Source organism: Flavobacterium sp. (assembly GCF_034111225.1).
Classification (GTDB): domain Bacteria; phylum Bacteroidota; class Bacteroidia; order Flavobacteriales; family Flavobacteriaceae; genus Flavobacterium.
This window is the reverse complement of sequence record NZ_JAWUXR010000008.1, coordinates 111,847-131,322: the sequence shown is the minus strand read 5'-3', so window position 1 is coordinate 131,322 and position 19,476 is coordinate 111,847. Positions and strand designations below refer to the sequence as shown.

At 30.5% G+C, this 19,476-nt stretch carries 21 protein-coding genes; 19 read left to right on the top strand and 2 right to left on the bottom strand.

The genetic code is table 11. The features are described from left to right. Nucleotides 1-6 precede the first annotated feature (6 nt). The 6 genes from UXY25_RS04510 (at nucleotide 7) to sucD (ending at nucleotide 5,073) form a co-directional block, all read left to right on the top strand. Entirely contained in the window at nucleotides 7-1,395 is a 1,389-nt protein-coding gene (locus UXY25_RS04510; RefSeq protein ID WP_320814812.1) for a bifunctional UDP-3-O-[3-hydroxymyristoyl] N-acetylglucosamine deacetylase/3-hydroxyacyl-ACP dehydratase, read from the top strand. Nucleotides 1,396-1,398: 3 nt separating this feature from the next. Further along, nucleotides 1,399-2,184, top strand: a complete 786-nt coding sequence (lpxA, locus tag UXY25_RS04505; protein ID WP_320814811.1) for an acyl-ACP--UDP-N-acetylglucosamine O-acyltransferase — start codon at nucleotides 1,399-1,401, stop codon at nucleotides 2,182-2,184. Nucleotides 2,185-2,217: 33 nt separating this feature from the next. Beyond that, nucleotides 2,218-2,784, top strand: coding sequence for an elongation factor P (gene efp / locus UXY25_RS04500; RefSeq protein ID WP_320814810.1), 567 nt, complete (start codon nucleotides 2,218-2,220; stop codon nucleotides 2,782-2,784). 37 nt (nucleotides 2,785-2,821) lie between these two features. Further along, nucleotides 2,822-3,751 carry a UDP-3-O-(3-hydroxymyristoyl)glucosamine N-acyltransferase gene (locus UXY25_RS04495; RefSeq protein ID WP_320814809.1) on the top strand — a complete coding sequence of 310 codons (930 nt, stop codon included), beginning with the start codon at nucleotides 2,822-2,824 and terminating at the stop codon, nucleotides 3,749-3,751. Between the two features lies 1 nt (nucleotide 3,752). Further along, nucleotides 3,753-4,115 carry a nuclear transport factor 2 family protein gene (locus UXY25_RS04490; protein WP_320814808.1) on the top strand — a complete coding sequence of 121 codons (363 nt, stop codon included), beginning with the start codon at nucleotides 3,753-3,755 and terminating at the stop codon, nucleotides 4,113-4,115. A gap of 85 nt (nucleotides 4,116-4,200) precedes the next feature. Then, complete coding sequence (gene sucD / locus UXY25_RS04485; protein ID WP_320814807.1) at nucleotides 4,201-5,073, top strand: succinate--CoA ligase subunit alpha; 873 nt, start codon at nucleotides 4,201-4,203, stop codon at nucleotides 5,071-5,073. A gap of 74 nt (nucleotides 5,074-5,147) precedes the next feature. Here sucD and UXY25_RS04480 read toward each other — a convergent pair whose 3' ends face one another. Further along, nucleotides 5,148-6,332 (bottom strand): cytochrome-c peroxidase, encoded by a 1,185-nt coding sequence (locus tag UXY25_RS04480; RefSeq protein ID WP_320814806.1) that lies wholly within the window; start codon nucleotides 6,330-6,332, stop codon nucleotides 5,148-5,150. A 138-nt stretch (nucleotides 6,333-6,470) separates the two neighbouring features. Here UXY25_RS04480 and fabG point away from each other — a divergent pair, with 138 nt between their 5' ends. From fabG to hisIE, 12 genes are all read left to right on the top strand, one after another. Further along, nucleotides 6,471-7,217 (top strand): 3-oxoacyl-[acyl-carrier-protein] reductase, encoded by a 747-nt coding sequence (gene fabG / locus UXY25_RS04475; protein ID WP_320814805.1) that lies wholly within the window; start codon nucleotides 6,471-6,473, stop codon nucleotides 7,215-7,217. 4 nt (nucleotides 7,218-7,221) lie between these two features. Continuing rightward, on the top strand, nucleotides 7,222-9,249 hold the full coding sequence (locus UXY25_RS04470; protein WP_320814804.1) for a hypothetical protein: 2,028 nt from the start codon (nucleotides 7,222-7,224) through the stop codon (nucleotides 9,247-9,249). A gap of 65 nt (nucleotides 9,250-9,314) precedes the next feature. Continuing rightward, nucleotides 9,315-9,542, top strand: a complete 228-nt coding sequence (locus UXY25_RS04465) for a CDGSH iron-sulfur domain-containing protein (protein ID WP_320814803.1) — start codon at nucleotides 9,315-9,317, stop codon at nucleotides 9,540-9,542. Between the two features lie 114 nt (nucleotides 9,543-9,656). After that, the gene (locus UXY25_RS04460) at nucleotides 9,657-10,364 is read left to right on the top strand and encodes a VIT family protein (RefSeq protein ID WP_320814802.1); all 708 of its coding nucleotides are present in this window, start codon (nucleotides 9,657-9,659) and stop codon (nucleotides 10,362-10,364) included. Nucleotides 10,365-10,620: 256 nt separating this feature from the next. After that, nucleotides 10,621-11,478, top strand: a complete 858-nt coding sequence (hisG, locus tag UXY25_RS04455) for an ATP phosphoribosyltransferase (RefSeq protein WP_320814801.1) — start codon at nucleotides 10,621-10,623, stop codon at nucleotides 11,476-11,478. 28 nt (nucleotides 11,479-11,506) lie between these two features. Further along, on the top strand, nucleotides 11,507-12,793 hold the full coding sequence (gene hisD / locus UXY25_RS04450) for a histidinol dehydrogenase (RefSeq protein WP_320814800.1): 1,287 nt from the start codon (nucleotides 11,507-11,509) through the stop codon (nucleotides 12,791-12,793). Between the two features lie 21 nt (nucleotides 12,794-12,814). Beyond that, nucleotides 12,815-13,846 (top strand): histidinol-phosphate transaminase, encoded by a 1,032-nt coding sequence (gene hisC / locus UXY25_RS04445; protein WP_320814799.1) that lies wholly within the window; start codon nucleotides 12,815-12,817, stop codon nucleotides 13,844-13,846. A gap of 1 nt (nucleotide 13,847) precedes the next feature. Continuing rightward, a complete protein-coding gene (gene hisB / locus UXY25_RS04440; protein ID WP_320814798.1) occupies nucleotides 13,848-14,987 on the top strand; it encodes a bifunctional histidinol-phosphatase/imidazoleglycerol-phosphate dehydratase HisB in 1,140 nt (379 codons plus the stop codon). Further along, the gene (hisH, locus tag UXY25_RS04435) at nucleotides 14,987-15,568 is read left to right on the top strand and encodes an imidazole glycerol phosphate synthase subunit HisH (RefSeq protein WP_320814797.1); all 582 of its coding nucleotides are present in this window, start codon (nucleotides 14,987-14,989) and stop codon (nucleotides 15,566-15,568) included. The genes hisB and hisH overlap by 1 nt, the downstream gene beginning before the upstream one ends. 56 nt (nucleotides 15,569-15,624) lie before the next feature. Continuing rightward, entirely contained in the window at nucleotides 15,625-16,350 is a 726-nt protein-coding gene (gene hisA, locus UXY25_RS04430; RefSeq protein WP_320814796.1) for a 1-(5-phosphoribosyl)-5-[(5-phosphoribosylamino)methylideneamino]imidazole-4-carboxamide isomerase, read from the top strand. 2 nt (nucleotides 16,351-16,352) lie between these two features. After that, the gene (gene hisF, locus UXY25_RS04425) at nucleotides 16,353-17,108 is read left to right on the top strand and encodes an imidazole glycerol phosphate synthase subunit HisF (protein ID WP_320814795.1); all 756 of its coding nucleotides are present in this window, start codon (nucleotides 16,353-16,355) and stop codon (nucleotides 17,106-17,108) included. Between the two features lie 27 nt (nucleotides 17,109-17,135). After that, complete coding sequence (hisIE, locus tag UXY25_RS04420; protein ID WP_320814794.1) at nucleotides 17,136-17,735, top strand: bifunctional phosphoribosyl-AMP cyclohydrolase/phosphoribosyl-ATP diphosphatase HisIE; 600 nt, start codon at nucleotides 17,136-17,138, stop codon at nucleotides 17,733-17,735. A 24-nt stretch (nucleotides 17,736-17,759) separates the two neighbouring features. Here hisIE and UXY25_RS04415 read toward each other — a convergent pair whose 3' ends face one another. Beyond that, nucleotides 17,760-18,785, bottom strand: coding sequence for a T9SS type A sorting domain-containing protein (locus UXY25_RS04415; protein WP_320814793.1), 1,026 nt, complete (start codon nucleotides 18,783-18,785; stop codon nucleotides 17,760-17,762). Nucleotides 18,786-19,086: 301 nt separating this feature from the next. Between UXY25_RS04415 and UXY25_RS04410 the strand changes: the two genes are divergently transcribed. Then, the gene (locus UXY25_RS04410; RefSeq protein WP_320814792.1) at nucleotides 19,087-19,476 is read left to right on the top strand and encodes an acyl-CoA thioesterase; all 390 of its coding nucleotides are present in this window, start codon (nucleotides 19,087-19,089) and stop codon (nucleotides 19,474-19,476) included.

The window sequence follows — 19,476 nt, the reverse complement described above, 5'->3', positions numbered from 1 at the left end:
ATTATTATGGTTAAGCAAACAACCATCGCAAGTGAAATAACTCTTACAGGAGTAGGTTTACACACAGGACAAAATGTTACAATGACATTTAAACCTGCACCAGTTAATAATGGTTTTACATTTATTAGAGTTGATATTGAAGGTCGACCAATAATAGAAGCTGACGCTAACTATGTAGTAAATACACAAAGAGGAACTAACCTTGAAAAAGGTGGCGTTAATATTCAAACTTCTGAGCATGTTTTAGCTGCTTTTGTAGGTTGTGATGTTGACAATGTAATTATAGAATTAAATGCTTCTGAACCTCCAATTATGGATGGTTCATCAAAGTATTTTGTTGAAGCTATTGAAAAAGCAGGGATTGAAGAGCAATGTGCTGAAAGAAATGTATATGTTGTTAAAGAAGTTATATCATTTAAAGATGAAGAAACTGGAAGTGAAATAACTATTATACCAAGTGATAAATATAGTGTAACAGCTATGGTTGATTTTGGAACTAAAATTTTAGGCACTCAAAATGCAACAATGAACTCAATTTCAGAATTTAAAACTGAAATAGCAGACTGTAGAACTTTTAGTTTTTTACATGAATTAGAGAGTTTGTTAGAGCATGGTTTAATTAAAGGTGGTGATTTAAATAATGCTATTGTTTATGTAGATAAAGAAATTTCTGCTGAAACAATGGAAAATTTAAAGAAAGCTTTTAATAAAGATAAAATTACTGTTAAAGAAAATGGTATTTTAGACAACCTTACTTTACATTTTCCAAATGAGGCTGCACGTCATAAATTACTTGATGTTATAGGTGATCTAGCTTTAGCGGGTGTTAGAATACAAGGTAAAGTAATCGCTAATAAACCAGGTCATTCTATTAATACTCAATTTGCGAAAAAACTTTCAAAAATTATTAAAACAGAACAAAGAAATCAAATACCTAAATACGATTTAAATAAAGAGCCTTTTATGGACATAACAAAAATTATGTCTATGCTTCCTCACCGTCCACCTTTTTTATTGGTTGATAAAATCTTAGAAATGTCAGACAGTCATGTAGTGGGTCTAAAAAATGTTACTATGAACGAAGATTTCTTCGTAGGACATTTCCCAGGTGCTCCAGTAATGCCAGGTGTATTGATTGTTGAAGCAATGGCTCAAACAGGAGGTATTTTAATTTTAAGTTCTGTTCCAGATCCAGAAAATTATTTAACATTTTTCATGAAAATTGACAATGTTAAATTCAAACAAAAAGTATTACCTGGAGATACTCTTGTATTTAAATGTGATTTAATAACACCTATTAGACGTGGAATATGTCATATGCAAGCTTATGCTTATGCAAATGATAAATTAGTTGCACAAGCCGAATTAATGGCGCAAATAGCAAAAAAACAATAAATTATGAATCAACCTTTAGCGTATGTACATCCAGGAGCTAAAATTGCCCGAAATGTAGTTATAGATCCATTTACAACCATTCATAATAATGTAGAAATTGGAGAAGGAACTTGGATAGGTTCTAATGTAACCATTATGGAAGGAGCAAGAATTGGAAAGAATTGTAATATTTTTCCAGGTGCTGTAATTGCAGCTGTTCCTCAAGATTTAAAATTTGGTGGTGAAGATTCATTAGCAATAATAGGTGATAACACAACTGTAAGAGAATGTGTTACTATTAATAGAGGAACATCAGCTTCAGGAAAAACTGTAATTGGACAAAATTGTTTAATTATGGCAACTGCTCATATTGCACATGATTGTCATATTGGTAATAACGCAATTATTGTAAATGGAGTAGCTTTAGCAGGACACGTTACTGTTGGAGACTTTGCTATTATTGGAGGACTAGCTGCTATTCATCAATTTATTAGTATTGGTGACCATGCAATGGTTTCTGGAGGATCTTTAGTACGTAAAGATGTTCCGCCATTTACAAAGGCTGCAAAAGAACCTTTATCTTATGTAGGGATTAACTCTGTAGGATTAAGAAGAAGAGGTTTTTCAGTTGAAAAAATTAGAGAAATTCAAGATATTTACCGAATTTTATATCAAAAAAATTACAATACTTCACAAGCAGTTAGTATTATTGAAGCTGAAATGGAAGCAACTAACGAAAGAGATGAAATTTTAGATTTCATTAAAAACTCTTCAAGAGGAGTTATGAAAGGCTATTCAGGAATTGGTTAGTCTTAAAATAATAATAAAATTAAAACGAAAATAATGGCAAGTACTTCAGATATTAGAAACGGATTATGTATTAAGTATAATCACGATATATATAAAATTATTGAATTTTTACACGTTAAACCAGGTAAAGGCCCAGCGTTTGTTCGTACAAAATTAAAATCAGTCAGTAATGGAAAAGTTTTAGATAATACTTTTTCTGCAGGACACAAAATAGATGTTGTTCGTGTTGAAACACAAACATATCAATTTTTATATGCAGAAGGTGAAACATTTCACTTTATGAATGTTGATAATTATGAGCAAATTACTTTGCAAAAAAGTGTTTTAGATGCTCCTGATTTATTAAAAGAAGGAACCAACGTAATGTTGCAAATTAATACAGAAACAGATTTGCCTTTATCGGTAGACATGCCAGCATCAATAGTTTTAGAAGTTACTTATACAGAGCCAGGTGTAAAAGGTAATACCGCTACAAATGCTAACAAACCGGCTACCGTTGAAACAGGTGCAACTGTAAATGTTCCTTTGTTTATTAATGAAGGAGATAAAATTAAAATTGATACTGCTTCTGGGAATTATATGGAGCGTGTTAAAGAATAGTTTAATTAAAACTATCTTTAATTTATAACATTTATATATGAAATTCTCCTCAAAACAAACTCTTAAAGAGATCGCAAATCTAATCAATGCTAACTATGTTGGTAATGATGATTTTCCGGTAGAAGGCATGAATGAAATTCATGTTGTTACGCCAGGAGATATTGTTTTTGTAGATCACCCAAAGTATTACGACAAAGCACTACAATCTGCAGCAACTATTATTTTAATTAATAAAGAAGTAGAATGCCCAAAGGGGAAAGCTTTACTTATTTCAGATGATCCGTTTAGAGATTTCAATACATTAACCAAGCACTTTAGACCTTTTCAACCTTCAAATGCTGCAATTTCAGCATCATCTAAAGTAGGAGAGGGAACAATAATTCAACCCAATTGCTTTATTGGGAATAATGTAAGAATAGGTTCAAATTGTATTATTCATCCTAATGTAACCATTTATGATAATACAATAATTGGAAATAATGTAGTCATACACGCAGGCACAATTCTTGGTGCAGATGCTTTTTATTATAAAAAACGTCCAGATGGTTTTGACCAACTTTTATCAAACGGAAGAGTGGTTATTGAAAACAATGTTGGGATAGGGGCTTTATGTACTATTGACAAAGGAGTTACTGGAGACACAACTATTGGTGAAGGAACTAAAATTGACAACCAAGTACATGTTGGTCATGATACGATTATTGGTAAAAAGTGTTTAATTGCTGCACAAACAGGAATTGCTGGTTGTGTTATTATTGAAAATGAAGTTACTATTTGGGGACAAGTAGGTACAACAAGTGGTATCACTATTGGTGAAAAAGCAATAATTTTAGGTCAAACTGGAGTAACAAAATCTATAGAAGGAGGAAAAACCTATTTTGGAACACCTATTGAAGAATCTAGAGAAAAATTAAAACAGTTAGTCAATATAAAACGAATTCCAGAAATTCTAGATAAATTAAAGTAAAATGACAAAAAAAGAACTGCTTAGGGACTTTTATATTTCAGACGGTATTAGGAATGTCAATGCGTTAAATGAAATTTTGCATGATAATGTCATTCTTCATTGGGATAGCTCTGAAGGTACATTAATTCTAGAAAAAGAAGAAATTTTAAACTTAGCCAAAGAATTAAATCAAAATTATGCCAAATCAGTAATTGATATTACTCATATCATTGCAGAAGGTGAACTAGTTACTTTAAGATATAATCATAAAGTAGCCGCTATAGAAAACCCAACTGAATTTATGCATATTGCTAAAATGATTATTATTTGGGAATTTAAAGGAGATAAATTAATAAAAGGTTATCAAATTAGCCAACCAGCATAAAATAAAAGTAAAAAAGGTATCGTTTTTTTTATCAAAAAACTTACTTTTGCATCACAAATAAAAATATAATTATAATAATCATATCATGAGTGTTTTAGTAAATAAAGATTCAAAAATAATTGTTCAAGGATTTACAGGTAGCGAAGGAACTTTCCACGCTTCTCAAATGATTGAATACGGAACAAATGTTGTAGGTGGAGTTACTCCAGGTAAAGGTGGTCAAACACATTTAGACCGACCTGTTTTTAATACTGTTAAAGATGCAGTAGACCAAGCAGGAGCTGATACATCTATCCTTTTTGTACCGCCAGCTTTTGCTGCAGATGCAATTATGGAAGCTGCAGATGCAGGTATTAAAGTTATCATTTGTATTACAGAAGGTATTCCTGTTGCAGATATGATTACAGCAAATAATTATATTAAAGGTAAAGACTGTCGTTTAATAGGTCCTAACTGTCCAGGAGTTATTACTCCAGGTGAAGCTAAAGTTGGTATTATGCCAGGTTTTGTTTTCAAAAAAGGTACAGTAGGTATTGTTTCTAAATCTGGAACATTAACTTATGAAGCTGCTGACCAAGTTGCAAAACAAGGATTAGGAGTTACTACAGCAATCGGTATTGGTGGAGATCCAATTATTGGAACTACTACTAAAGAAGCTGTAGAATTATTAATGAATGACCCAGAAACAGAAATCATTGTAATGATAGGAGAAATTGGTGGTCAATTAGAAGCAGATGCTGCTAAATGGGTTAAAGCTGATGGAAACAGAAAACCAGTTGTTGGTTTTATTGCAGGTGAAACTGCTCCAGCAGGTCGTACAATGGGTCACGCAGGTGCAATTGTAGGTGGATCTGATGATACAGCTGAAGCGAAAAAGAGAATTATGAGAGAATGTGGAATACACGTTGTCGATTCTCCAGCTGAAATTGGTAAAAAAGTAAAAGAAGTTTTAGGATAATTATTCTAATATTTTCTATAAAAAAATCCCTTTTAAAAATATTAAAAGGGATTTTTTCTTTTTTATAAAATTGCTTAATGAAATGGGTTAGACCATTTAGGGTTAGTGTAAACATCATTTCCGGCAAGTGTAACAAGAAAAGATTGAAGTGCACTAATTTCAGTACCTGTCATATTTAATTTTTGACCAATTCCATTTGGTTTTAATCTTGGGTCAAGGTTTGTGTTTCCAGGTGCAATATTTATTGTATTATAATGGCCAATAGCTGCTTGTAAAGTACTAATGTTACCAGTATGCATAAGAGCAGAATTTAAAGTTCCATCTTGTTTGGTTATATTTCTTAAAGACGGAGCTCTAGTATTTGTAATATCTAAAGCTATTGGGTTATTTATTATACCTATAATTGAATTATTTAAACTATTTGGATCAATATCAAACTCTGGAGCAGCATGACATCCGGCGCATCCAACACCTCCACCTGTTCTAGAACTATTAGCGTCAAATTGCGGAGGAGCAAGGAATAAATTTTTTCCTAAATTCTCTTGAGCTGTAAAGTTTGGAAAATTCTGGTTATCGTTATTAACTAAAGCTCTTCCAGTATCATATTTTGAATCGAAAGACTGAATACTTCTTATAAATTGAGCTAAAGCCAATTGAATTTTAGATTCTGTAATTTCCTCAGAACCATAAACAAAATCAAATAACTCTTTATAATATCCAATACCGCTTAAACGAGTAATTAAATCATTAAAACTTAAATCACCATTTTCTCCACTGAAACCCATTTCCCCATGATCTTTTATAGGCATTGTTGTTTGAATTTCTAAACTAGCAGCTCTTTCATCCCAAAAAAACTTACTTTCACTAGAGAATCTAGAATTTACTAATCGCATTGAATGCCTTCCTGTTAATTCATTTGCGCCAGAACTTGCTATATCTGTATCAGTAAAAGCAATTGATTGTTTGTGACAGGTTGCACAAGATGTAGTATTATTTGAAGATAAATTAGTGTCATAAAACAATACTCTTCCTAAAGTAGCTCCTTTATCTGTAATTGGATTTAAAGTACTATTGTCTTTAGTTATGTATCCTGGTATTGTTTGATTCGCATAATTATCTAAATTATTTAAATCAATACTGCTTCCAAATGTGCCTTCTACGTTAGGATAACTTTTAATAGGTGAATAGTCATCTTCATTTTTATTGCAAGAACTAAGACTAAAAGCACAAATGAAGGCAAAAAACATGTTCTTTTTCATATAAATGATTTTTGGTCAACACTAATAAGACTCTTGTTATTAAAAAAGGTTTAAACTGAAACATACTTTTTTTTAAAGATTAAAATATTCCTATATTTGAACTTTAATTGAAACAAACTAAACGTATATAAAATTATTATGAAACTATTAGAAGGTAAAGTTGCCATTATAACAGGTGCAAGTAGAGGTATTGGTAGAGGTATTGCTGAAGTTTTTGCTCAACAAGGTGCTAATGTTGCATTTACATATAGTTCGTCTGTAGAATCAGCAACAGCTTTAGAAAATGAATTAAACGCTTTAGGTATTAAAGCAAAAGGATATAAATCAAACGCTGCTGATTTTAACGAATCACAAAAGTTAGTTGATGATGTAATAGCTGAATTTGGAACTATTGACATTTTAATTAATAATGCGGGTGTTACTAAAGACAACTTGTTAATGCGTATGAGCGAAGAAGATTTTGATGCGGTTATCGAAATTAACTTGAAGTCGGTATTTAACATGACTAAAGCAGTACAAAAAACAATGTTAAAAAACCGTAAAGGTTCTATCATTAACATGAGTAGTGTGGTAGGGGTGAAAGGCAACGCTGGTCAAGCTAATTATGCTGCATCAAAAGCAGGTATGATTGGTTTTACTAAATCTATCGCATTAGAATTAGGTTCAAGAAATATCCGTTCAAATGCAATTGCTCCTGGTTTTATTGAAACAGAAATGACAGCAAAATTAAACGAAGACACTGTAAAAGGTTGGAGAGAAGCTATTCCTTTAAAAAGAGGTGGTACACCAGAAGACATTGCCAATGTTTGTGTATTCTTAGCTTCAGATTTGAGTGCTTATGTTACCGGACAAGTTATTAATGTTGACGGTGGAATGTTAACTTAATAGGATGACAAATACAACAATTTTCCTCATAATACTTTCAGTAGTAATCGCAGGATTATTGTCGTTTTATCAATATATATATAAAGTCAAAAACAGGTCTAAAGTGACTTTGTTTTTGGCTTTTTTACGTTTCATTTCCATTTTTACAATTCTTCTATTGCTTATAAACCCTATAATTAGTAGAAAAATAAACGAAATAGAAAAAATTCCTTTACTTATTATTGTTGACAATTCAAGTTCTATAGATGAATTAGAGAATGCCAATAAAGTTACCGAATTGCACAATGCTATTCTTAAAGATAAAGGACTTAATGAAAAATTTTCGGTTCAATCTTATACATTTGATGAAGGATTAAAATCTTCTGAAAGTCCTGATTTTAAAGGAAAACAAACGCGTATCGATAATATTGCTAAAGATTTAAAGCAATTGTATCGCAATAAAAAATATCCGGTTGTTTTACTTACCGATGGAAATCAAACGCATGGAAATGATTATGTGTATGCATTTCCTGAAAACATTTCGGTTAACCCAATGATAATTGGCGATACAACAACTGTTATTGATTTAAAAGTGTCGCAAATTAACGTGAATAAATACGCATTTTTAAAAAATAAATTTCCAATTGAAGTCTTTTTACAATATAACGGAAACCAAGAAGTTGAAAGTATGTTTTCAATTATGCAAGGAAATCAGGTTGTGTATAAAGAAAAAGTACGTTTTGCCAAAGATAAAAGATCCATTACAGTTGATGTTTTATTGCCTGCTACAAGAGTAGGAATCCAAAAATATACGGCTATAATTTTGCCATTATCTACAGAAAAGAATAAAACCAATAATTCTAAATTCTTTGCGGTTGAAATTTTAGACCAACGCAGTGAAATTGCTTTAATTACCGATATTATTCATCCAGATATTAGTGCTTTAAAAAGAAGTATTGAAGTTAATGAACAACGTAAAGTAAAAGTTCTTAAAGTAAACGAAGTCAAAGAATTAGATAAATATAATTTATTTGTCATTTATCAGCCAAATTCTAAATTTTTAACTGCTTTTAATCACATTGAAAAAAGCAAATCAAATTGTTTTATCATTACTGGAAAGCATACCGATTTTAATTTTTTAAACGGTATGCAAGATGATTTTGACTTTAAAAGCACTAATCAAAGCGAAAATTATTCGGCAACTTTTAACGGTTCATTTACCAACTTTTCTCAAGAAAATATAGGTTTCGATAATTTTTCACCTTTAGAAAATAAGTTCGTTTCAGTTGTTCCAAAAAATAAAATCGAAACATTGCTTTTTGCACGTATTCGTAACGTTACTTTAGAAACGCCGTTATTGTCTTTTACCGAAGTAAACAAACAACGTTTTGCGTATTTATTTGGAGAAAACCTTTGGAAATGGCGCAGTGAAACATATTTAGCCAAGAACGATTTTAAAGATTTCGATTTGTTTATAGATAAAACCATTCAGTATTTGGTTTCAAACGATACTAAAAAAAGTTTGGTGATAAGCCATGGAAATTTCTACAATACAGGTGAAAGCATTAGTATTAAAGCACAATACTTTAATAAAAACTACGAATTTGATGAAGATGCGCGTTTGGAAATCAATTTGGTAAATACTGCTACCAAAAAAGCATTGAAATACAATTTCAGCAAGACTAATAATGGTTTTGAAGTTGTTTTTAACGATTTAATTGCCGGAAACTACACTTTCTTGGTAAAAGAAACAAGAAGCAACACAACATACACGGGAGGCTTTGAAGTATTGGATTTCAACAGCGAGAAACAATTTGTAAACCCAAATAAAGACCAACTGGTTCAATTGGCTAATAATACGAATGGTATTGCGTATTACCCAGACCAAATAAAAACTTTAATTGATGCTTTAGCAAATGACGATCAATACAAACCTATTGCTAAAGAAATTACTCAAAAATCACCGCTAATTGATCTTAAATGGCTTTTGGTTTTACTGGCTATTTCACTTGCAACTGAATGGTTTATAAGGAAATATAACGGATTGGTTTAGAAGGCTTCTTTTGTCATTTCGAAAAAGATAACTATAAAATATAATTAAGATAAATAAAGAACATTATGAGTAAAACAAAATTAACAATCAACAATAACGGATCTATTAAGATAGAAGGAGATTTCGAAATAACAGATTCAAGTGGTAATGTTTACGGACTAGAAGGAAGAACTGCTTTAGGTATTTGTCGTTGTGGTTTATCTTCTAATAAGCCTTTTTGTGATGGCTCACACCGTAGCAATTTTGAACATGAATCGAAGGCATTTGATTTACCACCAATGAAAACGAAATAAAAAATACCTTTTCTTTGTTTACACCATAAAAAGAAAAACTTAATAATTATGTTGCTTCTTAATTGATTATCTTTAAAATTACTCCAACAATTAATCTTTAATAACACTTTGTTTATGCAAGAAACAAATGACAATTATTTAGACAATCATTACATACACAAAAGTAATTGGTTAAGAGCAGCTGTTTTAGGTGCTAATGACGGAATTTTATCTACTTCAAGTATTGCAATTGGTGTAGCTGCCGCAAGTGAATTTAGAGAGCCTGTAATTTTAGCAACTTTAGCAGGTTTAGTTGCAGGAGCTTTGTCAATGGCAGCTGGAGAATACGTTTCGGTTAGCTCACAAACTGATGTTGAAAAATCAGATATTGAAAGAGAACGAATTGAATTAGAGGAAATGCCTGAACTAGAATTACAACGTTTAGCTGAAATCTATGAAGAAAGAGGTTTAAAAAAAGAAACGGCTTTGCTTGTTGCTAAAGAATTAACCGCTCACGATGCACTAGGAGCACATGTTAGAGATGAACTTGGAATTAATGAAATAAGTCAAGCAAATCCGCTACAAGCAGCTTTAGCCTCTGGAGCAGCATTTACAGTTGGAGGAATTTTACCTTTTTTGGTAACTTTATTGCTCCCAATAGAAAATATGGAATATTACCTCTATGGTTTAGCAATTTTATTTTTGGCTTTTTTAGGTGCTTTAGCTGCACAAACAGGTGGTTCAAGTATTTTAAAAGCCGTTTTAAGAGTAACATTTTGGGGTACAATTGCAATGGCCTTAACAGCATTAGTTGGACACTTTTTTGGAGTACAATTAGCTTAAACAAAACATAAAATTTAAAAAATATTTGTTTTACAAAAAAATATGTCTTTATATTTGCAGTGTTAAAAAATAACAATTACAAAAAAATGTTTACAAATCAATTACATCATCATCATCATTTAAACCAAGCTCAAGCTAGGCAATGATGTTTTTGTGTAATAACCCAAAATAATTATAAACCCGTTTGAGTATATCAAACGGGTTTTTTCTTTACATGAAATAAGCTTTAGATATACTCAATAATTTTCAAAACAAAATGAGTATTTTAAAAATCGCAATTCAAAAATCAGGACGACTTTACGAAGAAAGTCTTCAACTCTTAAAAGATTCAGGTATTTCTGTCTATAACGGAAACGACCAATTAAAAGTAACAGCTTCAAACTTTCCTTTAGAAGTGTATTTCCTTAGAAATTCAGATATTCCACAATATCTAATCGATGGAGTAGTAGATATTGCTATTGTTGGCGATAATCTATTGGTTGAAAAAGGTCAAGGCATACAAGTTGCTGAAAAATTAGGCTTTTCAAAATGTAAAGTTTCTGTTGCAGTTCCTAAAGCTTTTAATTATAAATCGCTAAACGATTTAAATGGATTACGCGTTGCAACATCTTATCCAAATACTGTTGTGGATTTCTTTTCTTCAAAAGGAATTTCGGTTGATATTCACCAAATTTCAGGTTCTGTTGAAATTGCTCCAAACATAGGCTTATCAGATGCAATTGTAGATATTGTTTCAAGCGGAAGTACTTTATTTAAAAACGGTTTAAAAGAAGTAGAAGTTATTTTAAAAAGTGAAGCTGTTTTAGCGGTTTCGCCACAAATTTCATCAGAAGCTAAAGCTATTTTAGCCAAACTGCAATTTAGAATTCAATCGGTTTTACGTTCAAAAAAATCAAAATACATTTTAATGAATGTTCCAAATGACAAAATTGATAAAATCAGTACTATTTTACCTGTTTTAAAGAGTCCAACGGTTATGCCATTGGCAGAACAAGGTTGGAGTAGTGTTCATTCTGTTATTGATGAAGATACATTTTGGGATGTAATTGATCAACTAAAAGAAGCCGGTGCAGAAGGAATTTTGGTTTGCCCAATAGAAAAAATGGTTTTATAAAAGAAAAACAAAGAGAAAAGACTAAAAAATGAACAAAATATACAACCCACAACCAGAAAATTGGTCTGAAATTTTAAAAAGACCAACACAGACTTTTACGGATGTTGAAGAAACAGTAAAACAAATTTTTAAAGAAGTTGAACAAAAAGGTGATATAGCAATTTCAAAATATACTTCTTTCTTTGACGGTGTTTCTTTAGATGAAATTTTAGTTTCAGAAAATGAAATAGAGAATGCTAAAAATCAAGTTTCTAATGAGTTGAAAAATGCCATTCAATTAGCTAAATCTAATATTGAACAATTTCACAGTGCACAAAAAACAAATAAAATTGAAATTGAAACAACTGAAGGTGTTTCTTGTTGGCAAGAAAAACGTCCAATTCAAAAAGTTGGTTTATACATTCCTGGCGGAACAGCTCCTTTATTTTCAACAGTTCTAATGTTAGCTATTCCTGCTAAAATTGCTGGATGTAAAGAGATTATTTTGTGTTCGCCACCTGATAAAAACGGAAATATAAATCCTGCAATTTTATATACGGCTAATTTATGTGGTGTTAATAAAATTTACAAAGTTGGTGGTATTCAGGCAATTGCAGGAATGACTTATGGAACAGAAACAATTCCTCAAGTTTTTAAAATATTTGGACCTGGAAATCAGTTTGTAACTATTGCAAAACAATACGCTTCACAAAATGGCGTTGCTATTGATATGCCAGCCGGACCAAGTGAATTATTGGTTTATGCTGATGAAAGTGCAGTTCCAAGTTTCGTTGCTTCCGATTTATTAAGTCAAGCTGAACACGGAAAAGACAGTCAGGTTATTTTAGTTACCACTTCAAAAAATATTTTAGATGATGTGGAAGAAGAGATTTATAAACAACTAAAAAAGTTACCAAGACAAGAAATTGCTCAAGTAGCAATTAATAATTCAAAATTAATCTTTGTTGATAATGAGGTAACCGCATTGGATTTAATCAATGAATATGCTCCAGAACACTTTATTGTTTGCTCTAAAAATGAAGCTTTTTTCATAGATGGAATCGAAAATGCAGGATCAGTATTTATTGGAAATTTTACACCTGAAAGTGCTGGAGATTATGCTTCAGGAACCAATCACACCTTACCAACTAACGGTTATTCAAAAAGTTATAGTGGTGTAAATTTAGATAGCTTTTTAAAGTCAATGACTTTCCAGAAAATTTCAGAGAAAGGAATTCAAAATATAGGGAATGCTATTGAACTTATGGCTGAAGCGGAAGGTCTACAAGCACATAAAAATGCCGTTGCCCTAAGATTAAATCAATTATCAAAATAACTTTCTTTTAAAATTATAAAAATGAATTTAGATATCTTAATAAGAGAAAACATAAAAAACATGAAGGCTTACTCTTCAGCAAGAGATGAGTTTGAAAACTTCACACAAAACATGATATATTTAGACGCTAATGAAAACCCATTTTCTAATGGTTTTAATCGTTATCCAGATCCACAACAAAAAGATTTAAAATCTGAAATAGCTGCTATAAAAGATGTATATGCTGAAAATATATTGATTGGAAATGGAAGTGATGAAGTATTAGATTTGGTTTTTAGAGCGTTTTGTGAACCTAATAAAGATAACATCATTACTTTACCGCCAACTTATGGAATGTATGATGTATTAGCAAATATTAACGCAATTGAAAATAGAGAAATATTATTAAATGATGATTTTCAGCCTAATGTTGATGCTATTTTAAATGCTGTAGATAATAATACAAAAATCATTTTTTTATGCTCACCAAATAATCCAACAGGAAATTCTTTTTCTGATGAATCAATCCTAAAATTATTAAAAAGCTTTAATGGATTAATTATAGTTGATGAAGCATATATAGATTTCTCTAAAAATAAAAGTTGGTTAAGTGAATTGAATGATTTTCCAAATTTAATTATCATTCAAACCTTATCTAAAGCTTTTGCAATGGCAGGATTACGAGTTGGTATTTTATATGCATCAAAGCTTATTTTAGCAGTTTTAAATAAGATAAAGCCTCCTTATAACGTTAATACAGCAACTCAAGAAAATGCTATACGAAAGCTGTTGCAAGCCACTTTAAAACCACAATTGAAAAAAATTCTAATTGAAAGAAAGAAGTTGAAAAATGCTTTATTGAATTTTTCTTTTATAGAAAAAATATATCCTACGGATGCGAATTTTATATTAATTAAGGTAGATGATGCAAACAAGCGTTATCAACAATTTTTAGATAACGGAATCGTTGTAAGAAACAGAAGTAATCTACCTTTATGCGAAAATTGTTTAAGAATTACAATTGGAACTAAAGAAGAAAACTTAAATTTAATTGAAACTTTAAAAACGTTTTAAAATGGCTAAAAAAGTATTATTTATAGATAGAGATGGAACAATCGTTTTAGAACCTGAAAATTATCAATTGGATTGCTTGTCTAAATTAGAATTTTATCCAAATGCATTTCAATATTTAGCTAAAATTGCTAAAGAATTAGATTTTGAATTAGCAATGGTTACAAATCAAGATGGTTTAGGAACAGTAAGTTTTCCAGAAGATACATTTTGGCCAACACAAAATTTTATTGTAAAATCTTTTGAAAATGAAGGAGTCATTTTTAATGAAGTTTTTATTGATAAGAGTTTTCCAAAAGACAATGCGCCAACTCGTAAGCCACGAACAGGAATGTTAACGAAATACATCAATAATCCTGAATACGATTTGGAAAATTCATTTGTATTAGGCGATAGAATTACTGATGTAGAATTGGCTAAAAATTTAGGATCGAAAGCTATATTTATTAAAAATGAAGATAATTTAGGAGGAACAGAAATACAATCTTCCATAGAAGGTTTAAGCGAAACCATTGCTTTAACTACTACTTCTTGGAAAACAATTTATGAGTTTCTAAGATTAGAAGCGCGTTCGGCTTCCATTATTCGTAAAACAAATGAAACAGATATAGCTATAACTATAAATTTAGATGGAACTGGAAAAAGTAAAATCGATACAGGAATTGCATTTTTTGACCATATGTTAGATCAAATTGCACGTCACGGTCAAATGGATATAGACATTCAAGTTACTGGTGATTTAGAAGTAGACGAACACCATACAATTGAAGATACTGCTATTGCTTTAGGAGAAGTTTTTGCTAAAGCTTTAGGAAACAAATTAGGAATAGAAAGATACGGTTTTTGTTTACCAATGGACGACTGTTTAGCGCAAGTAGCAATTGATTTTGGGGGAAGAAATTGGTTAGTTTGGGAAGCCGAATTTAAACGAGAAATGATTGGTCAAATGCCAACGGAAATGTTTTTCCACTTCTTTAAATCTTTTACAGATGGTGCAAAAGCCAACTTAAACATTAAAGCAGAAGGAACTAACGAACACCACAAAATTGAAGCTATATTTAAATCTTTTGCTAAGGCCATAAAAGCTGCAGTGAAACGAGATACTGAGAAAATGATTTTGCCATCAACAAAAGGAATGTTATAATGAAAATTGCCATAATAGATTACGGAGCCGGTAATATTCAAAGCATTCAATTTGCTTTAGAACGATTAGGTTTTGAGGGGATTTTGACAAATGATGTAGCTTTTATTCAATCGGCAGATAAGGTTATTTTTCCTGGCGTAGGTGAGGCGAGTAGTGCCATGAAAAAACTTATTGAATCTGGTTTAGATAAACTAATTCCAACATTGAAGCAACCTGTTTTAGGAATTTGTTTAGGAATGCAATTGATGTGTAAAAGTTCGGAAGAAGGAAATACTGAAGGATTGGGAATATTTAATGTGGATATTATAAAGTTTTCAAATGAAGTAAAAGTGCCACAAATGGGTTGGAATACTATTTATGATTTAAAATCTTCTTTATTTAAAGGAATAAATGAAAACGAATACATGTATTTGGTACACAGTTATTATGCTCCAAAATGTTTAGAAATGATTGCTACAACTTCTTACGAATTAGAATACACATCAGCATTGCAGAAAGACAATTTCTATGGAGTACAATTTCATCCAGAAAAAAGTGGTGTTATTGGAGAAAGAATATTAGAGAATTTTTTAAAACTATAAATTAACATTAAGCGAGGACTTGAAATTTGTTCATGCTATTGAAATTCACATTGAAAATGAGAATCATACCAGCCATAGATATAATAGAAGGTAAATGTGTTCGCTTATCAAAAGGCGATTACAGCACCAAAAAAATATACAACGAAAATCCATTAGAAGTAGCTAAATCTTTCGAAGATAGTGGAATTGAGTATTTGCATTTAGTTGATTTAGATGGTGCAAAATCGAGTCGTATCATCAATCACAAGGTTTTGGAACTAATTGCTTCAAAAACCAACTTAAAAATTGATTTTGGGGGAGGTTTAAAAACCGATGAAGATTTGAGAATTGCTTTTGAATGTGGTGCGAATCAAATAACTGGCGGAAGTATTGCTGTTAAAAATCCTGATGTATTTAAAAATTGGATTACTGCGTTTGGAACAAATAAAATTATTTTAGGCGCTGATGCTAACAATAGAAAAATTGCTATTTCAGGTTGGTTAGAAGAAAGTAATGAAGAAGTTATTCCGTTTATTCAATCGTATCAGAAAGAAGGAATTTTGTATGTAATTTGTACGGATATTGCGAAAGATGGTATGCTTGAAGGTCCAAGTTTTGAACTGTATAAAGACATACTTACAAATTGTAATAATGTAAAATTAATTGCTTCAGGCGGAATTTCTACTTTTGATGAATTACCAAAATTAGCCGAATTGGGTTGCGAAGGAACAATCATTGGAAAGGCTATTTACGAAGGCCGAATTTCATTAAAACAATTAGAAAATTTCATTTTAAACCAATAGAAATGCTGACAAAAAGAATTATTCCTTGTTTGGATATAAAAAACGGAAGAACCGTAAAAGGTGTAAATTTTGTTGACTTAAAAGATGCTGGAGATCCAGTAGAATTAGCTAAAAAATACGCTGAAACAGGAGCAGATGAATTAGTTTTTCTAGATATTTCTGCTACTGAAGAACGCAGGAAAACATTGGTTGATTTGGTTCGAAAAGTAGCAAAAGCAATTAATATTCCGTTTACTGTTGGTGGTGGAATTTCATCTGTTGAAGATGTCGAAATTTTACTAAAAAACGGAGCAGATAAAGTTTCTATTAATTCCTCTGCTGTAAAACAACCTGAACTAATTAATGAATTAGCCGCTGCTTTTGGAAGCCAATGTGTTGTGGTAGCTATCGATGCGAAACAAATTGATGGCGAATGGATGGTGCATTTAGTTGGAGGAAAAGTTTCAACAGATATTAAGCTTTTCGATTGGGCAAAAGAAGTTGAAAAACGCGGAGCAGGCGAAATTTTGTTTACATCCATGAATAACGATGGAACTAAAAACGGATTTGCAAATAAAGCTTTGGCAACTTTATCAGAACTAGTTAATATTCCTATAATTGCTTCTGGTGGTGCAGGAAATATGAAACATTTTGCAGATACATTTACTCAAGGAAAAGCAGATGCAGCTTTAGCAGCAAGTGTTTTTCATTTTCAAGAAATTGAAATCCCAGAATTAAAAACTTATTTGGTTGAAAAGGGAATCTCTATAAGAGTTTAAGCTCTTCAAAATATTAAACAAAAAAAGATGAAAATAGATTTTACAAAAAATACAGATAACTTAATCCCAGCAATTATCCAAGACAACGAAACGAAAAACGTTTTAATGTTGGGTTATATGAATCAGGAAGCAGTTGATAAAACATTAGAAACAAATAAAGTAACTTTTTTCAGTCGTTCAAAAAATAGATTATGGACAAAAGGCGAGGAGAGTGGTAACTTTTTAGAATTGGTTTCTATAAAAAATGATTGTGATAACGATACACTTTTAATTCAAGTAAAGCCTTTTGGTCCAACTTGTCATACAGGTTTAGATACATGTTGGCAAGAGGCTAACAATCAATCATTTGGTTTTGTTTCAAAATTAGAAAACACTATTACAGATCGTAAAGAAAATGCAGACTCTGAAAAAAGCTATGTAGCAGATTTATTCAAAAAAGGAATGAATAAAATTGCTCAAAAAGTAGGAGAAGAGGCTGTAGAAGTAGTAATTGAAGCAAAAGATAACAATGATGATTTATTCTTGTCTGAAAGTGCCGACTTATTGTTTCACTACTTAATTTTATTACAAGCAAAAGGGTTTAAATTGAATGATGTAGTGAGTGTTTTAAAAAGTAGAGAGAAATAAAACACTCACAAATATTAATTCACATTATTCTTTAATAAAAGTTTTAGAATGATTGTCTAAAAACAAAGTATAAACTCCCGTTGAAAGGCTTGATATATTAATCTCATTATTGGAAATACCAGAATTTTGCACAATAATTCCTTTATTATTAAATATCGTATAGTTTGTATGATTATGATTTGATTTTATATTAATTAGATCTGTTGCTGGATTTGGGTAAATTACAATTGATTGATTTGCAGTGTTATTATAAGAATTATTGTTTAAACTTGAATTTAAAGGGATTTTTGAAATTTTACCGGCACTTGTTTGTATAAAGTATAAATTGTCGTTTACAATTATGTTCCCATTAGGCCATGAATTTGGAGCTAATTGTACAAGGTTACCTAATTGATATTCAGGTTGTGTATAAAATGAAATAGAATTACTCATACTTTCACATATATAAAGCAGATTATCCTTAAAAACTATTCCAGACACATAATTTAAATTAGAAAGTATTACTTCTGCAGTATTATTATTAGAATCAAATTTATACAGTTGATTAGTATAATTTGAAGTGAAATAAATTTCATTGTTATTCAAGGTGAAAAAATTGGGTTTTATACCCAATAAAACATCTGTTATAGTATTTGAGCCTAAATTTAATTTTGAAATTTTCCCCGCTACATATTGGCCTATAAATAAATCATTACCTATTTGTGCCATAGGACCCGCAATATTAGCTATTTGAAGAGGTAGTGAGGAGTTGCTTAATAAATCAATTTTATATGTTTTATATGGACTTTCAACTCCAACATATAGAATGTTATCATTTACATACATGAAATTAGGATTTTCATTGAATGTATAAACCAATTCAACGATAGGACTTAAATGAGTATGATTAAATCGATAGACTTTCTTTTCAACAAATGAGTTAAAATAAACATACTCACCATTTGAAGTAAGATTAGAAACACCAGCAGCACTTAAATTAGTAATAACATCAGCTACTTGAGCAGATATAATGTTACTCATAAACAGTAAAAAAAATAATTTTGACTTCATAAAACATCTATTTAAATTATTATAAAAATGTTTTGGTAATAGCTTCAAGTCAAACCTAATCTTTTTTCGAAGTCACACATTACTGATATTCTGTATATTTTGATAAAATTTTAAAAATAATTAATTTTAAATGTTAAAATTTGAAAAAATAAACTAAAAAAAACACACTTAAAGCTATTTTTTAGTTAATAGAAAAATTTCTTGAGATATATTGTCAAACGCTTCATATTCCATGTCTTTAAAGTCATAATTTAATCAAATACATCCAACTTTTCTTAAACTTTTGTATCTTTAAATAAAAATGAAATTTCACACAAGGAAATGGGTTAAACCCGAAGATTTGAATCCGAATGGCTCTTTATTTGGAGGAAAATTATTAGCCTGGATAGATGAAGAAGCTGCTTTATATTCTATTGTACAATTAGAAAGTCCTAAAGTTGTAACTAAATTTATGAGTGAAATAAATTTCATGAGTGCTGCTAAACAAGGGGATATTATAGAAATTGGAATAGAAGTTATAAGTTTTGGAAAATCTTCTTTAAACTTAAAATGTGAAGTGAGAAATATGATGACACGCGAAACTATTGTTACTATTGAAAACATTACAATGGTGAATTTAGGTGATGATAATAAACCAAAAGTACACCGAAAAACTAAAATTGAATTTATTGATAATCGATTAAATAAATAA

Bases quoted from the DNA above. Each gene is read 5' to 3' on its own strand.
- UXY25_RS04510 (WP_320814812.1), top strand. From the start codon at position 7: ATGGTTAAGCAAACAACCATCGCAAGTGAAATAACTCTTACAGGAGTA.
- lpxA (WP_320814811.1), top strand. From the start codon at position 1,399: ATGAATCAACCTTTAGCGTATGTACATCCAGGAGCTAAAATTGCCCGA.
- efp (WP_320814810.1), top strand. From the start codon at position 2,218: ATGGCAAGTACTTCAGATATTAGAAACGGATTATGTATTAAGTATAAT.
- UXY25_RS04495 (WP_320814809.1), top strand. From the start codon at position 2,822: ATGAAATTCTCCTCAAAACAAACTCTTAAAGAGATCGCAAATCTAATC.
- UXY25_RS04490 (WP_320814808.1), top strand. From the start codon at position 3,753: ATGACAAAAAAAGAACTGCTTAGGGACTTTTATATTTCAGACGGTATT.
- sucD (WP_320814807.1), top strand. From the start codon at position 4,201: ATGAGTGTTTTAGTAAATAAAGATTCAAAAATAATTGTTCAAGGATTT.
- UXY25_RS04480 (WP_320814806.1), bottom strand. From the start codon at position 6,332: ATGAAAAAGAACATGTTTTTTGCCTTCATTTGTGCTTTTAGTCTTAGT.
- fabG (WP_320814805.1), top strand. From the start codon at position 6,471: ATGAAACTATTAGAAGGTAAAGTTGCCATTATAACAGGTGCAAGTAGA.
- UXY25_RS04470 (WP_320814804.1), top strand. From the start codon at position 7,222: ATGACAAATACAACAATTTTCCTCATAATACTTTCAGTAGTAATCGCA.
- UXY25_RS04465 (WP_320814803.1), top strand. From the start codon at position 9,315: ATGAGTAAAACAAAATTAACAATCAACAATAACGGATCTATTAAGATA.
- UXY25_RS04460 (WP_320814802.1), top strand. From the start codon at position 9,657: ATGCAAGAAACAAATGACAATTATTTAGACAATCATTACATACACAAA.
- hisG (WP_320814801.1), top strand. From the start codon at position 10,621: ATGAGTATTTTAAAAATCGCAATTCAAAAATCAGGACGACTTTACGAA.
- hisD (WP_320814800.1), top strand. From the start codon at position 11,507: ATGAACAAAATATACAACCCACAACCAGAAAATTGGTCTGAAATTTTA.
- hisC (WP_320814799.1), top strand. From the start codon at position 12,815: ATGAATTTAGATATCTTAATAAGAGAAAACATAAAAAACATGAAGGCT.
- hisB (WP_320814798.1), top strand. From the start codon at position 13,848: ATGGCTAAAAAAGTATTATTTATAGATAGAGATGGAACAATCGTTTTA.
- hisH (WP_320814797.1), top strand. From the start codon at position 14,987: ATGAAAATTGCCATAATAGATTACGGAGCCGGTAATATTCAAAGCATT.
- hisA (WP_320814796.1), top strand. From the start codon at position 15,625: ATGAGAATCATACCAGCCATAGATATAATAGAAGGTAAATGTGTTCGC.
- hisF (WP_320814795.1), top strand. From the start codon at position 16,353: ATGCTGACAAAAAGAATTATTCCTTGTTTGGATATAAAAAACGGAAGA.
- hisIE (WP_320814794.1), top strand. From the start codon at position 17,136: ATGAAAATAGATTTTACAAAAAATACAGATAACTTAATCCCAGCAATT.
- UXY25_RS04415 (WP_320814793.1), bottom strand. From the start codon at position 18,785: ATGAAGTCAAAATTATTTTTTTTACTGTTTATGAGTAACATTATATCT.
- UXY25_RS04410 (WP_320814792.1), top strand. From the start codon at position 19,087: ATGAAATTTCACACAAGGAAATGGGTTAAACCCGAAGATTTGAATCCG.